Source organism: Capnocytophaga sp. oral taxon 903 (assembly GCF_013394785.1).
GTDB lineage: Bacteria > Bacteroidota > Bacteroidia > Flavobacteriales > Flavobacteriaceae > Capnocytophaga > Capnocytophaga ochracea.
Genome location: NZ_JABXYW010000002.1, coordinates 1,178,035 through 1,192,256 on the forward strand (window position 1 = coordinate 1,178,035; position 14,222 = coordinate 1,192,256).

15 protein-coding genes are annotated in these 14,222 nt (G+C 42.3%); 9 read left to right on the forward strand and 6 right to left on the reverse strand.

Features of this window, described 5'->3' with window-relative positions; all coding sequences use genetic code 11:
- Positions 1–185 precede the first annotated feature (185 nt).
- From HW279_RS04870 to HW279_RS04910, 9 genes are all read left to right on the forward strand, one after another.
- Positions 186–662: a hypothetical protein gene (locus HW279_RS04870; RefSeq protein ID WP_178958189.1), complete on the forward strand. Its 477-nt coding sequence runs from the start codon at positions 186–188 to the stop codon at positions 660–662.
- 36 nt (positions 663–698) lie between these two features.
- On the forward strand, positions 699–2,570 hold the full coding sequence (mnmG, locus tag HW279_RS04875; protein ID WP_178958190.1) for a tRNA uridine-5-carboxymethylaminomethyl(34) synthesis enzyme MnmG: 1,872 nt from the start codon (positions 699–701) through the stop codon (positions 2,568–2,570).
- 245 nt (positions 2,571–2,815) lie between these two features.
- Positions 2,816–3,058 carry a ferrous iron transport protein A gene (locus HW279_RS04880; protein WP_178958191.1) on the forward strand — a complete coding sequence of 81 codons (243 nt, stop codon included), beginning with the start codon at positions 2,816–2,818 and terminating at the stop codon, positions 3,056–3,058.
- Between the two features lie 40 nt (positions 3,059–3,098).
- Positions 3,099–5,096, forward strand: a complete 1,998-nt coding sequence (gene feoB / locus HW279_RS04885) for a ferrous iron transport protein B (RefSeq protein WP_178958192.1) — start codon at positions 3,099–3,101, stop codon at positions 5,094–5,096.
- Positions 5,097–5,166: 70 nt separating this feature from the next.
- Positions 5,167–5,922: a patatin-like phospholipase family protein gene (locus HW279_RS04890; protein ID WP_178958193.1), complete on the forward strand. Its 756-nt coding sequence runs from the start codon at positions 5,167–5,169 to the stop codon at positions 5,920–5,922.
- A 47-nt stretch (positions 5,923–5,969) separates the two neighbouring features.
- Positions 5,970–6,569 (forward strand): MotA/TolQ/ExbB proton channel family protein, encoded by a 600-nt coding sequence (locus tag HW279_RS04895; RefSeq protein WP_009419083.1) that lies wholly within the window; start codon positions 5,970–5,972, stop codon positions 6,567–6,569.
- On the forward strand, positions 6,566–6,913 hold the full coding sequence (locus tag HW279_RS04900) for a DUF2149 domain-containing protein (protein WP_002674860.1): 348 nt from the start codon (positions 6,566–6,568) through the stop codon (positions 6,911–6,913). The genes HW279_RS04895 and HW279_RS04900 overlap by 4 nt, the downstream gene beginning before the upstream one ends.
- Positions 6,914–6,943: 30 nt before the next feature.
- Entirely contained in the window at positions 6,944–8,098 is a 1,155-nt protein-coding gene (locus tag HW279_RS04905; RefSeq protein ID WP_178958194.1) for a serine hydrolase domain-containing protein, read from the forward strand.
- Positions 8,099–8,141: 43 nt separating this feature from the next.
- The gene (locus HW279_RS04910) at positions 8,142–8,861 is read left to right on the forward strand and encodes a 3'-5' exonuclease (RefSeq protein WP_009421820.1); all 720 of its coding nucleotides are present in this window, start codon (positions 8,142–8,144) and stop codon (positions 8,859–8,861) included.
- Between the two features lie 9 nt (positions 8,862–8,870).
- Here HW279_RS04910 and tsaB read toward each other — a convergent pair whose 3' ends face one another.
- The 6 genes from tsaB to pnuC form a co-directional block, all read right to left on the reverse strand.
- A complete protein-coding gene (gene tsaB, locus HW279_RS04915; RefSeq protein ID WP_178958195.1) occupies positions 8,871–9,506 on the reverse strand; it encodes a tRNA (adenosine(37)-N6)-threonylcarbamoyltransferase complex dimerization subunit type 1 TsaB in 636 nt (211 codons plus the stop codon).
- Positions 9,507–9,575: 69 nt separating this feature from the next.
- Positions 9,576–10,253, reverse strand: a complete 678-nt coding sequence (rsmI, locus tag HW279_RS04920) for a 16S rRNA (cytidine(1402)-2'-O)-methyltransferase (RefSeq protein ID WP_178958196.1) — start codon at positions 10,251–10,253, stop codon at positions 9,576–9,578.
- Positions 10,253–11,125: a hypothetical protein gene (locus HW279_RS04925; RefSeq protein WP_178958197.1), complete on the reverse strand. Its 873-nt coding sequence runs from the start codon at positions 11,123–11,125 to the stop codon at positions 10,253–10,255. Before HW279_RS04925 ends, rsmI begins: the two co-directional genes overlap by 1 nt.
- A 120-nt stretch (positions 11,126–11,245) precedes the next feature.
- Positions 11,246–12,136 carry a fructose bisphosphate aldolase gene (locus HW279_RS04930; protein ID WP_009419089.1) on the reverse strand — a complete coding sequence of 297 codons (891 nt, stop codon included), beginning with the start codon at positions 12,134–12,136 and terminating at the stop codon, positions 11,246–11,248.
- 881 nt (positions 12,137–13,017) lie between these two features.
- Positions 13,018–13,566 carry an AAA family ATPase gene (locus tag HW279_RS04935; RefSeq protein ID WP_178958198.1) on the reverse strand — a complete coding sequence of 183 codons (549 nt, stop codon included), beginning with the start codon at positions 13,564–13,566 and terminating at the stop codon, positions 13,018–13,020.
- On the reverse strand, positions 13,533–14,201 hold the full coding sequence (gene pnuC, locus HW279_RS04940) for a nicotinamide riboside transporter PnuC (RefSeq protein WP_178958199.1): 669 nt from the start codon (positions 14,199–14,201) through the stop codon (positions 13,533–13,535). The genes HW279_RS04935 and pnuC overlap by 34 nt, the downstream gene beginning before the upstream one ends.
- Between the last annotated feature and the right edge of the window lie 21 nt (positions 14,202–14,222).

The window sequence follows — 14,222 nt, forward strand, 5'->3', positions numbered from 1 at the left end:
TTGCTAAGTTTGAAACTTTGGCAAAGTGTAGTGAAACAATGGTGGAGGTAGGGGGGGAGAAGAGATGTATGTGAGACGGTTGTAAAATGATATTTAGAGAGAGAAAAAATGTTATTTTTTGCATATCATTTTTTAGTTATGATTTTATTTTGTACCTTTGCACACTTAAAAGAGTTTGAATTGTTATGCCGAGAATCTATTATAGAGAGAAGAAACTTCATAATCACCCATTAAAGAACGAGGTGATTACCGTTGATTTATTCAATAAAATCATACAACTCAGTGCTTTCATTCCCGAAGATGCCTTGCAGATTTTTCAGCTTCCTCAGAAAACATCGTCGTTGGCTTTTTGGAACAACGCCAAAGGTTTTAAGTATGCCGTAGTGTGGAATACTGAAAAACCTTACACTACCTATGAATATGGAGATTTTTATCTACCGAAATCTATTGTGTTCTTTGATGAAAAAGACGCTTATTTTCCTTCTGATTATTATTTTATTGTAAATATAGACAACCAGTTGGAACTGAGTCATAGTAGGGCAGGAGCTGATACCGCTTGGTATGAACAACCTCAGTTACGCAGTAAAGTAACTAATCCTAAACTCATCAAACGCTTCGAAAAGAGTATCAAAGAACTGTATAAACTTCTAAAGAAAAATTAGCAAATAAGCAGATAAGCACATTTGCAAATTAGACAAATGTTTACAACTGAATACGATGTGATAGTAGTGGGCGGAGGACACGCAGGTGCTGAAGCTGCCGCTGCGGCTGCCAATATGGGAGCCAGCACACTACTGATTACTATGAACTTACAACATATCGCCCAAATGAGCTGTAACCCTGCTGTGGGAGGTATTGCCAAAGGGCAGATAGTGCGCGAAATAGATGCCTTGGGGGGCTATATGGGGATTATCACTGATAAAACCGCCATTCAATTTAAGATGCTCAACCAATCGAAGGGTCCTGCTATGTGGAGTCCGCGTGCACAATCTGACCGTATGCGTTTTTCGGAAGCGTGGCGATTGCAGTTGGAAAGTCTGCCTACACTTGATTTCTTTCAAGGAATGGTAAATGACCTTCTGATTGAGAAAGACAAGGTAGTAGGAGTACGCACTTCGTTGGGGATTACTATCAAAGCGAAGAGTGTAGTGCTGACCAATGGTACTTTCTTGAATGGAGTGATGCACATAGGAATGAAACAGTTTGGCGGAGGGCGTGCAGGAGAACCCGCAGCATACGGCATCACCGAGTGCCTTGTACAACACGGTTTTGAGGCGGGACGTATGAAAACAGGTACGCCCCCACGTGTAGATGCGCGTTCGCTTGATTTCAGTAAGATGATTCCTCAACCGGGCGATGAGCAACCACAAAAGTTTTCTTTCTCTGCTGAAACACAGCCGCTCGCAGTGCAAAAAGACTGCTATATGACGTACACCAGCGAGCGCGTACATAATATATTGCGCACAGGCTTCGACCGTTCGCCTATGTTTCAGGGTATTATTCACGGGGTAGGACCGCGCTATTGTCCTTCGATAGAAGATAAAATCAATCGTTTTGCCGACAAAGACCATCATCAGCTGTTTGTAGAGCCCGAAGGCTGGCATACCGTAGAGATGTACGTGAACGGTTTTTCGACTTCTTTGCCCGAAGAAGTGCAATACGCTGCCCTGAGTCAGGTAGCAGGTTTTGAGAAGGTGAAGTTTTTCCGTCCAGGGTATGCGATAGAGTACGACTATTTTCCGCCTACACAACTAAAACATACACTTGAAACGAAACTTATAGAAAACTTATACTTCGCGGGGCAAATCAACGGAACTACGGGCTATGAAGAAGCCGCTGCACAAGGACTAATGGCAGGCGTGAATGCGGTGCTGAAAATACGCGAGCGAGCTCCTTTTGTACTGAAACGCGACGAGGCTTATATAGGAGTTTTGATTGATGACCTCATTACCAAAGGCACCGAAGAGCCCTATCGTATGTTTACCTCACGTGCTGAATACCGCACCCTCTTGCGGCAGGATAATGCTGACAGGCGATTGACTCCGCTGGGGTATGAAATAGGTACTGTAAGTGAAGCGCGCTATCGTGCGTGGGAAGCCAAAGAACGCAAGGTGAGTGGATTTATCACTTATATAAAGGAATTGAGTGTTACCCCCGAAGAGGTAAACCCTATACTCGAAAAATACGAGTCATCACCAATGAAACAAGGCGACAAGTTCCAAAAGGTACTTTCTCGCCCCGATGTAACTCTTGCTGACTTTGAGGCTATAGACCGTATTGCCGAATATATAAAGAAGAACGAACTTACCGAAGAAGAAAAAACCTGCGCAGAAGTGGAGGTGAAATACGCCGGCTATATAGAAAAAGAACGCAATAATGCTGATAAACTCAACCGCTTGGAGAGTGTGCGCATTCCTGACAACTTCGATTACGACAAGATAGTATCGCTCTCGTTTGAAGGGCGCGAAAAGCTGAAAAAGATACGTCCTGTTACTCTTTCGCAAGCCTCACGCATCAGTGGGGTATCGCCAGCGGATATCAGTATATTGCTGATATATATGGGAAGATAATTGGCGTGAGGTCGTAGCACGACAGGCAGTTGTAGCACGACAGGCGGGAATGAGCCATATAGGCGATTGCAAAACAAAGGAATTGAGAAGGGAAGATTAACTTAGAGCCTAAACATTTAGCGTAATGCGGTGTTTAGGTTTTTGTTTTATAGATATTACAGTTGTTATCGGCAGTTATGGTATTGTAGAATTAAAATTATTTACTACCTTTGCACTCAAAATCATTCTAAATAATAACAATCGTTATGGAAGAAGTGCGCAACCGTGCTTGTACTGTTGCCGAGCTAAAGAAGGGCGAAAAAGGGATTATACAAGACTTTGATATTACTAAAATACCTCAAAAACTCATTGATTTAGGTTGTTATGCGGGCAGTGAAGTGGAGGTACTCCAAAAAGCTACTTTTGGCGACCCTATCTATATCCGTATGAATGAGGCATATCTTTCGATTAGAAAGGATATGGCAGAGAATATTCAATTAGCAAATTAGGTGCAAGCTGCACAAGCAATTTAATTAGCAAATTAACAAATTGACAAGTTTAAAAATCGCCCTTGTGGGCAACCCTAATACCGGTAAAAGTTCGCTCTTCAATGCATTGACGGGCTTGAACCAAAAGGTAGGCAACTACCCTGGTATTACTGTCGAAAAAAAAATAGGATACAGCAAGCTTTCCGATACCCAGCAAGCCGAAATCATAGACTTGCCGGGCGCCTATAGTCTCAACCCAAGCTCGGAAGACGAGCACGTGGCTGTAAATGTGCTTACACATAGCTCTGAGCCTCATTACCCTGATGTGGTGGTAGTGGTGTGTGAGGTGAGTAACCTCAAGCAAAATCTCTTGCTCTTTACCCAAGTAAAAGACCTTGGGTTGCCTACGATACTTGTTATCAATATGGTAGACCAGATGCGCAAAAAGGGTATCAGTATTGAGGTGGAAAAATTAGCGCAAGCTTTGCAGACGAAAGTTGTGCTCACTAGTACTCGCAAGGGCGAAGGACTTACAGAACTGAAAGAAGCGATTGTAAATTATCAACAACTGTCGCTTACTCCTTGTGTGGATATCTCTCGATTAGAGGCAATGACTTTTGGCACGTCGGGAAGTGAGCAACGACGCAAACAGCAAAAAGAAACGATACTTCGCTATCAGTTTATCAACAAAATACTGAAAGAGACATATACGGTAGACCAGCGCAAAGCACAGACGCTTCGAGCACATCTCGACCGCTTCCTCATACACCCCTTCTTTGGCTATGTGGTGTTTGCTGCGATACTCTTGCTTATCTTCCAAGCAGTGTTTACTTGGTCGAGCTATCCGATGGATTGGATAGAAAACGGTTTCAATGTTTTTGGGGAATGGCTTGCTACTAAACTACCCGCTGGGGCACTTAGCGAATTACTAATAGAGGGTATCCTACCAGGAATCGCAGGTATCACAGTGTTTATCCCCCAAATAGCTGTACTCTTCACCTTGATTGCCCTCTTGGAAGAAAGTGGCTATATGAGTAGGGTGGTGTTCTTGATGGACAATGTAATGCGTCGTTTTGGGCTCAGTGGTAAGAGTGTTGTTCCTCTGATTTCGGGAGCAGCTTGTGCCGTACCTGCCGTGATGATTGCCCGCAATATTGAGAATTGGAAAGAACGCCTGATTACGATACTTGTTACTCCGTTTATGACCTGTTCGGCACGTTTGCCCGTATATCTCATCATCATTAACTTGGTAATCCCAGACGGTGATTTTTGCTGGATTAGCTATAAAGCGTGGACGTTCTTTGCGATGTACTTTTTGGGCTTTGCGGTAGCTTTGCTATCGGCTTTCATCTTAGACAAAGTACTGAAGATGCACAAGAACAACAGTTTCTTTATCGCAGAAATTCCCGATTATAAAATTCCGCTTTTGCGCAATGTATGCCTCACTGTATACGAGAAGACCAAAGGCTTTGTAGTAGGAGCAGGGAAGTTCATTTTAGCAATTTCGATACTTTTGTGGTTCTTAGGGTCTCACGGAGTAGGAGAAAAGTACAACAGCATAGAGGCTACCGCCGAGCAGTTGGCACAAACTCACCAGTGGACTGCCGAGCAGAAAGCACATTACATAGAAGCCCAAAGTCTTGAATACTCGTTTTTGGGTTACATAGGCAAAGGAATAGAGCCCGTATTTCGCCCGCTGGGCTACGATTGGAAAATCAGTATAGGGGTAGTAGCTTCGTTTGCAGCGCGAGAGGTGTTCATTAGTACCCTATCAACGGTTTATAGTTTAGGAAAAGATTTGGATACCGAAGGTGAAGAGGGCGAACGTACTATCTTGGCAAAAATGCGCGCTGAAGTACGTCCTGATGGCACGCCTGTATACACACTCGGCACCGGTATTTCGCTCTTGCTCTATTACGCTTTTGCAATGCAGTGCCTCAGCACTGTTGCCGTAGTGCGTAAAGAGACCAATAGCTGGAAATGGACAGCTATCCAATGGCTATTTATGACGGGAGTTGCCTACGTGAGTGCAATGCTGGCATTTATTTTAATTAGATAATTAGCTAATTAGCAGATTGCCCCCGTTCCCCCGAAGGGGTACAATCCGTAAAGACGATAATCGACAAATAATGAAGTTAGGTTTAGTATTTTCAGGTGGCGGGGTGCGCGCTTTGGCACACGCTGGATTGTTGAAGGCTTTGGAAGAAAAAGGCTTGCAACCCTCAATTATTTCGGGTACCAGTGGTGGAGCACTTATCGGGGCACTCTACGCTTGTGGGGTAAAGCCCGAGGATATGGTGTATTTTTTTAAGGAAACACCTGTGTTCAAATGGTCGATGCTCACTTTTAAAAAAGTGGGATTAGTAGATAGCGCCAAATATACTAAGTTCTTTAAAAAACAATTCCAATGTCCGACTTTTGAAGGCTTGCGATTGCCCTTAGTGGTAACAGCTACCAATCTGCTGAATGGTAAAGTACAGTATTTTAGCAAAGGAGAGCTTATTCAGCCCCTCATTGCGTCGTCGGCATTACCGCCTTACTTCTCACCGGTGAGAATAGGAGACAGTTTATATTGCGACGGGGGACTGCTGAACAACTTCCCCATAGAACCCCTCAAAGACCGATGCGATAGAATTATAGGGAGCTTTGTGAATCCGCTAGAAACGATTACCGAGAAGGAGCTCAGCAACTCGTTCCAGTTTATGCAACGGATTTACAACATCACTATGGATGGCAATTATAACCGCAAGTTCAAAAAATGTGACCACTTGTTACTACATAATCTCAGCAATGTAGGCGTACTTGATACTAAAATGCTTGATCACGCCTTCGAATATGGATACGAACAAACAATTACCAAATTAGCTAATTTGTCAGTTATCTAATGAGTAGCGGCAACATTGACAAATTGGTAAATTAAGACATTAACTTTATGAGTGAAATTTCTAAAATTCTATTCTTGGTATCGGATAGTTTGCTGATACCCGACATTATCGTACTCTTGGTGCTTTTTGTGCGCGCTTTATTATTGGTAGGTAGTTTCTACAACCGCTTCATCACTAAATACAAAAACGACAAACAGCTGAATGAAGCCATTAGGACGCTCACACCCGAAAGCGCAGAACAACTTAAAGCCCTATTGCCCGCACGCGATAACGCCCTTTACACCCAATACTTGCGTGATATTCTTAGCCATATACCCGACGAGGCATATTACGACTATATGATTTCCAACTTCGAGAATGAAGGCGAAAAAGACATAGCCACCTCTAAGCTGTTGGCGAAAGTAGGTCCCGTTTTGGGGCTCATCGGTACGCTTATCGCTATGAGTCCGGCGCTCACAGGGCTCTCCACCGGAGACATTTCTAAGATGGCGAGTAATATGCAAGTGGTATTTGCGACGACCGTTGTAGGCTTAGTGATTAGTTTAGTAGGGTTGGTAACCTTGCAGTTCAAACAACGCTGGTATAGCAAAGAAATCAACAACCTTGAATACGTAAGTAGAGTATTAACCCAACCCGCAAGACAATGAAGACAAACCGACGCATATCTCGACTCAAAGACGATGATGCCGACCCGCTAAGTGTAGTGGTAAACCTCTTTGACGTGGCGATGGTTTTTGCCGTTGCCTTAATGGTATCGATGGTGATGAACCTGAATATGGCAGATTTCTTTTCGGGTGAAGATTTTACCATTGTAAAGAAGAAAGGTGATGATATGGAAATCCTTCGCCGTGAAGGACAGAAAATCACTAAATATAAAACAGTAGAAGGTGCAACCCCCGATGCTTCTACCACTCAGAAAAAAGGTAAACGCCTCGGGGTAATGTACGAAACCGAGAATGGCGAAACTATATTGTTGCCTGATGAAGAATAAGCATAAATAAACCTTATTAAAAAATTAAATATGAAAAAGTTTCTCATTAATTTCGTTGTTGTACTGCTACTACTCATAGGAACCCTTTACGTGGCGGGCTATGGTTATATTCTCAAAGCAGTAGTGATGGTCTACGGTACGGGGCATACTACTACTTTCCTTGATGATTATACCTATTTTGACAATCGTACGATTGCTAAAAGTTCTACTCCTCAGCCTTGGCCACTTTCAGCGGATTACAACAAAATACCCGAAACTCCCGAACTACAAAATGCCCATAAAAAATACGGAACGGTAGCTTTCCTTATCATCAAAGGTGATAGTATATGGCACGAACAGTATTTTGAAGGCTATAATACTGAGAGCAAAAGTAATTCGTTTTCTATGGCAAAGAGCTATGTCTCGGCGCTCTTGGGTAAGGCTATTGCCGATGGTTATATCAAGAGTCTCGACCAAAAAGTAAGCGATTTCTTTCCTGAGTACAAAAAAGGCTTCGGAGCTCAGCTTACGGTAGGCGACCTCTCGTCTATGGCATCAGGGCTTGACTGGGACGAGGCGTATTACAATCCGTTTTCTATTACCACACGTGCTTATTTTGATAAACATTTTAGAGAAAAGATGCTCCAACTGAGGATTGTTTCTCCCCCTGGGAAAGCCTATAAATACCTCAGTGGGAATACTTTCCTTTTGGGAATGGTATTAGAGAAAGCTACAAAGAAGACCCTTACTCAGTATCTCACCGAGAGCTTATGGCAGCCGATGGGTTGTGAGAGCGATGCTCTTTGGCAATTGGACAGTGAAGAAGACGGACTTGAAAAGGCGTATTGTTGTATTGCTTCGAATGCACGCGACTTTGCCCGCCTCGGGAAACTCTATCGAGATAATGGTAAGTGGAATGGTAAACAGCTATTAGACTCTACCTTTGTGGCGACTTCCGTACAACCTCGCTTTGCCGAGAGTCCAGAATACGGCTATGGTTGGTGGTTATTGGACTATAAAGATACCCATTTCTTTATGATGCGTGGACATTTGGGACAATACGTAATTGTAAATCCTACTGATAAAGTCATCATTGTGCGTTTAGGGCATCGCACTGCCGATACTTCTCCTGAAGGCAGTAAGTTTACTCAAGACATTTATGATTATATAGATGAGGCATATAAGGTTTTAGGCGTTAGAGGGTAGTAGAGCAATGAGACTTTAAATTAATAGTTGAATTTCAGTAAAAATGCTTAACAAGATTAATCTTGAAGATATTCTCTTCTTAGACATAGAAACGGTACCACTCTATGAACAACACGCTGAGCTTTCGGCTTTAGAACAGGAACTGTGGGAGGAAAAGACACGTTATCAGCGGAAAGATGAGTTTACTGCTGAAGAATTTTACGACCGTGCAGGTATTTGGGCGGAGTTTGGTAAGATTGTATGTATATCAGTAGGCTACTTTTCTTTTCGACATCAGCAACGCACTTTTAGGGTTACCTCGTTTGTGGGAGAGGAAGAAGTATTGTTAAAAGATTTTGTACGTTTGGTAGAAGAACACTTTTCACGCGCTAATAAATTGTTTTGTGCTCATAATGGCAAAGAGTTTGACTTTCCTTACCTCTCACGACGTATGATTATCAATGGTATTCCTATTCCTCAAAAACTACAGCTCTTTGGTAAGAAACCTTGGGAAATTCCGCATCTCGATACTCTTGAACTATGGAAATTTGGTGATTATAAACACTTCACTTCGCTGAAGCTCTTGGCTCATATTTTGGGCATTCCTTCGCCTAAAGACGATATTAATGGTAGCGAAGTGCGTGATGTGTTTTACAATGAAGGCGATGTAGATCGCATTGCTACTTATTGTGAAAAAGATACTATTACAGTAGCCCAAATACTGCTACGTTTCCGGAATGAAGAGCTTCTAACCGATGATGAAATCCTAATTGTAGGGCATTAACTTTTACTTCTATTTTAAATACTGAGGTTCAAAATAAGCAATATCTTCAAAGTCTTGTTTTGTATATTTTTCTATAGCAAACGGAAGCATATCTTTTGCCTCAGGGAAGGCATTGGGTATAAATACAGCATTAGGATGCTTACAGATAGTAGCAAACTTCGTACTACCATCACCTAAAAAAATTACTTTACCCCTATTTAGTTCTTCTTGATAACTATACTCATCGAGGATTTTAGCTTCAGTAGGACTCACAAACTGATAAGCACTATTAAATACAGCGCTATACACCTCCATACGGCGTGCATCGAGCATAGGGATAATACAATTGCCCTGAGCTTGGTGAGCGAGGATTTGCAAGGTGGGAATAGCAATTAAGGGTTTCTCCAAAGCAAAGCAAAGACCCTTGGCAGTAGCAATACCAATGCGCAAACCTGTATAAGAGCCTGCACCTGCACTTACGGCTATAGCATCAACCGCAGAAAGGGGCAAGGAGGCTTGTTGCATTACGTCTTCAATAAAGAGATGTAAGTTTTCGGAATGAGTAAACTTACCTGCATTCTCAGATTTTTCTGCAAGAATATGATTGTCTTTTGATAGGGCTACCGAGCAATTGAGCCCTGAAGTTTCTATGTGAAGGATAATCATTTTTGTTGTATTTTTCAACTTAGCCAAAGTTTCAAAATTTGGCTAAGTTTGTGACGCAAAAGCGTCTTTTTATTTTTCACTTTTCCCAGAAACAATAAGAACTATTTCTCCTTTGATATTTTTGTCTTTATAGTGGTCAAACAGTTGTTGGAGGGTGCCGCGTTGGGTCTCTTCGTATAGTTTAGTGAGCTCACGTGAGAGACTCGCAGGACGGTCGGTACCGAAAGTGGTGATAAAGTCAGTGAGGGTTTTGAGCAATTTATGTGGGGAGATGTAGAAAATCATCGTTTTGGTTTCAGTTGTGAGCTGAGAGAGGCGTGTTTGTCGTCCTTTTTTATCGGGAAGGAAGCCTTCGAAGGTAAAACGGTCGTTAGGCAAGCCACTGTTTACCAAGGCAGGCACAAAGGCTGTAGCTCCTGGTAAGCATTCTACATCTACTCCCTCAGTAAGGCAAGCACGTGTAAGCAAGAAGCCGGGATCGGAAATGGCAGGTGTTCCTGCATCGGTGATGAGTGCTACGGTAGTACCTCCTTTGATGCGCTGTACCCAACCGTCTACCACTTTGTGCTCGTTGAACAGGTGGTAACTTTGCATAGGAGTATGGATATCGTAGTGTTTGAGAAGCTTACTACTGGTGCGCGTATCTTCGGCTAAGATGATATCAACCTCTTTGAGCAAACGGAGTGCTCGCAAGGTTATATCTTCGAGATTGCCTATGGGGGTAGGAATGAGATAGAGTTTGCTCATTACACTTCAAAGCGTTTGAGAAGGAGAGAAAGGAAGCGTTCTTCGTATTCCTCTTTGTCTTTCCAATAGTTGTAAGTAGGTTTTATTTCTTGTTCTAAGTATAAAACAGCATCTTGCATTGTATTGAGTTCTCCGATATGTTTTACAACTTTGTTATATTCGCTTTCACTACCAAGGAAGAGTTTTTGTACAAAAGCCAATTTATCATTTAAACCTATTTGAGCATTTTTACCTAACTTATCGTTAAGAGATTGTACGGGTTTTATATTCTCATCAGTTTCTTTTCTATCGAATACTGTGTTCTTAGACTGAGAGATAAACTCTTCTAAGGAAGGGGATTGCTTTAAGATACGTTGTTCATCGGTGTACTGAGGTTGCTCAATAAACTGTTCGGGCTGTGTTACTTGCTGAGGTTGCTCGATTGCAAAATCTATTTGAGATGTTTCTACTCTTTTGGGTTGTTCCACAGGTACTGCCCATTCAGGTTCGGGCTGATGTACTTCTACTTGGGGTTGCGCTATTTTTGTAGTTTGTTTTTGAACGGGTTTTGGTTCCATTGCTACAAACGAGGTTTTTTCTTTTGTTTGTCCTTTAGCAGCAATAGGTTGCACTTCGGTAGCTTCTACGTTGATATCGAAAATATCTTTTTCTTGATTTTCATCAATGAAATCGGATACTTTTTTCATCATTGAGTTTTTTCGGTTTTCATTAGCACCTAAGTCTTGATAATATTTATCAACGAAACTCAATATAGTGATTTTTTCAGCTAATTTATGAGCCTGTCTATTGAGTTCTATGAGGTTAAGTTTCCCTTGTTTAGCAATAATTTCGGTAGCGAGAGCTACTAAACTTTGTTCTAATTCTTCTTTCATAGATTGCTATTCTTTAGTTAAGATGTGGCAAAGATATAAAATATTTTTGAATAATAAAGAAATAACAAAAAAAACAGACTGCCCCAGAAAATCTTTTTGGAGCAGTCTGTTTTTTTTAGATTACTTAATTGAAGCTTCGTAAATACCTTCGATAGTGTGAGTTAAAGTATCGTTGAACTGAGCATCGGTTTGCTGAGCTGAGAGTCCTTCGGTAAGTGCTCTTGAGAAACTGGCGATTACGCCTTTGTTTTCGGCGAGGATATCATTGGCTTTCTCTCTTGGGTAACCTCCTGAAAGGGCGACTACACGCACTACACGAGGGTGCTTGGTGAACTCTTTGTAGAGATTGTTGATAGTTGGCAAAGAGAGTTTGAGCATCACGTTGAAAGTATCGGGGAGGGCATCGAGGTGTTTTCTTATCTCGTCGCGCAAGATAGCTTCGGCAGGTGATTTATCGGGGATATTGATGTCTACTTCGGGCTCTATAATAGGCACGAGTCCTGCTTTTACGATTTGTTTGGCTATCTCAAACTGTTGTTTTACCACTCGTGCAATACCGTCAGGAGAGGCTTTTTTAATGACTGAACGCATTTTGGTTCCGAAGATATGACGCTCATTGGCACGCTCTAAGAGTTCTGTAAGACCGCTAATAGGTTTCATCAGTTGAACGCCATCGGCGTCTAAGCTTTCTAAGCCTTTATCGACTTTAAGGAAGGGAACTATGTGTTTTTCTTCCCAGAGATAATCGGCGGTGTATTTACCGTCGATTTTTCTATCCATTGTCTGTTCGAAAAGGATAGCACCGATAATTTTATGGCTGTTAAAGGCGGGGCTTTTGATGATGCGGGTACGCATTTGGTGAATGAGGTCAAACATTTGGTCTTCATTGCTATATTGGTCTTCATTCACACCGTAAAGTTTAAGGGCTTTTGGGGTACTACCGCCACTTTGGTCGAGGGCTGCGATAAAGCCCTTGCCATCTTTCATTTGTTTGAGTTGTTCTTTTTTCATAGTGTGTTACTGTTTAAAAGATAGTACAAAGGTACGAAATATTTTTTAATTGACAAAAATTAATAATACTGGAAATGGCAATAATGCCAATAATGCGAGCCACACGGGCGGGAAAAATTAGAAAATTAGCAAATTAGAAAATGAGAGAATGAGAGAATAAGGAAATTAGCAAATGAGAGAATTAGCAAATGGAGTGTGAGGTTGTATTAGAGAAATGAGGCTGTGCCTCAGAAATTAAACAAATTTTAAACAAAATCAAGGCTACGCCTTGTAAACCAGCGGAGCTATTGTTAGTTTATTCAACTTTGGCAAAGGAGCGAGCCACACAGGCAGTCGTAGCACGACGGGCTATTAACTTTGCCAAAGTTTGAGATGAAAAAGCGATGTGTTGGGGTTTGTTAGGAGGATTCGGAAGGAAACGGAGAAGTTCGGAAGAAGGGAGGGAGAGTTTTTGATAAAAAAAGGCAGTAAGGAGGGTGGGGTTAGCTTATAGAGAGCTTATAGGAAGCTTATACGAATCTTGGACGATTGGTATAGAAAGGGTATATAAATAGTTGACTCATAGTATAATACAGCGACACAAAAAACGGTAAAAACGGGGTTTCGAGGCGAAAGAAAGAGAATCCTCACCCCGTTCACATACTCTCCTATTCGGAGACTTCTCCCAAGGAGAGGGGGTGTAGTGACGAGTAGAGAGCGACGGAAAAGTGGGAATGTAGGGACGGAAAGGAGAAGGGATAATTAGGGAATTAGCAAATTAGAAAATTAGTAAATGGGGAATGTAGTGATGGGAAAAAAAGGGAATGTGGGGACGAAAATAGTTGTTGGGCGGGGAGGAGTCGTAGGACGGGGGTCGGATAGAGGGGGCTTGTGAGAAGATGTTATGCGGTTAGCATTTTGGTGCATTGGGCGATGCGTTCCTCTAAGGAACCTTTTAGGATATGGTATTGTATGCCGTGAGCGTTCAGATGTTGCTCAAAAAAAGCAAATACGCTCTCGCGCTCGTGGGGTTTATCGCGGAGGTCGTCGGGTTGCCAAGGGACATCAACATAAGTGAGAAAAAGGGTGTGGTAATGATGTGTGAGGGCTGCGCGCTCTATTTGTGGGTTGCATTTGCCATAGTAAAGGTAAGAATAGACCATTAGTTCGAGCAGACAGGTGTCGCAAAACAAATATTCATTGGCTTGCTGGATACGTTTGTTTTCGAGCAAAACTTGTCCGTGAGCGATGGGTAGGAGGTCGTCCCACGTGCAGGTGAGATGCTGAGTGTTCCACTTGTGTTGTAGGTAAGTGCGCATATACTCCTCAGCCCATACGGTTTGGAACTGCTGGGCAAGAGTACGACTAAGAGTGGTTTTGCCGGTGCACTCAGGACCTACAAAGGCGATACGCTTTATCAGGCTGTCTCGTTGCGCAAGTGTTGTTTCCATTCTCTATAGCCCATAATGGCAATAATGGTGAATAAAAAGTACTGAAAGGAGGTGAATAGCATTCCTTTTTTGAGGTAGAGAGGTACTGAAATGAGGTCGCCGAGAATCCAAAAGACCCAGTTTTCTACTTTGCGTTTTGCCATTAGCCACATTCCTATCAAGAAAATGGAGGTGGTAAAGACATCGACATATTCGGTAGGGAGGAAGTTGTGGAATCCTAAGGAGATTCCCTGCATAGAAAAGTTGTTTTTGATGTAAGGTTTCAGGTAGTATACCGCAGTGACAAAAACCAAGCTAAAAACGCCTAAAAGAGTACAGATTTGCCAATCGCGACGGGTGGTAGCGGAGATAGTAATCACATTGTCTTGGGCGTTCTTTGCCCACAGTATCCATCCGTAGATACTCATCGCTGTATAATAGGCATTGATAAGCATATCGCCCCACAGCACGTAGTGCCATAGCAGGTATACAAATAACACCGTGCTGATGATACCCGTAGGGTATACCCATATATTTCCTTTTTTAGCCAGCCAAACACTGAGGAACCCAAAGAACACACCTATGATTTCTAAAACCACTAAATGGGTAGGGACTCCTTGATACTGACTAAAAAACCAATTGAAAAACGCTTCCATATCAGATATTCAGTTACGCTT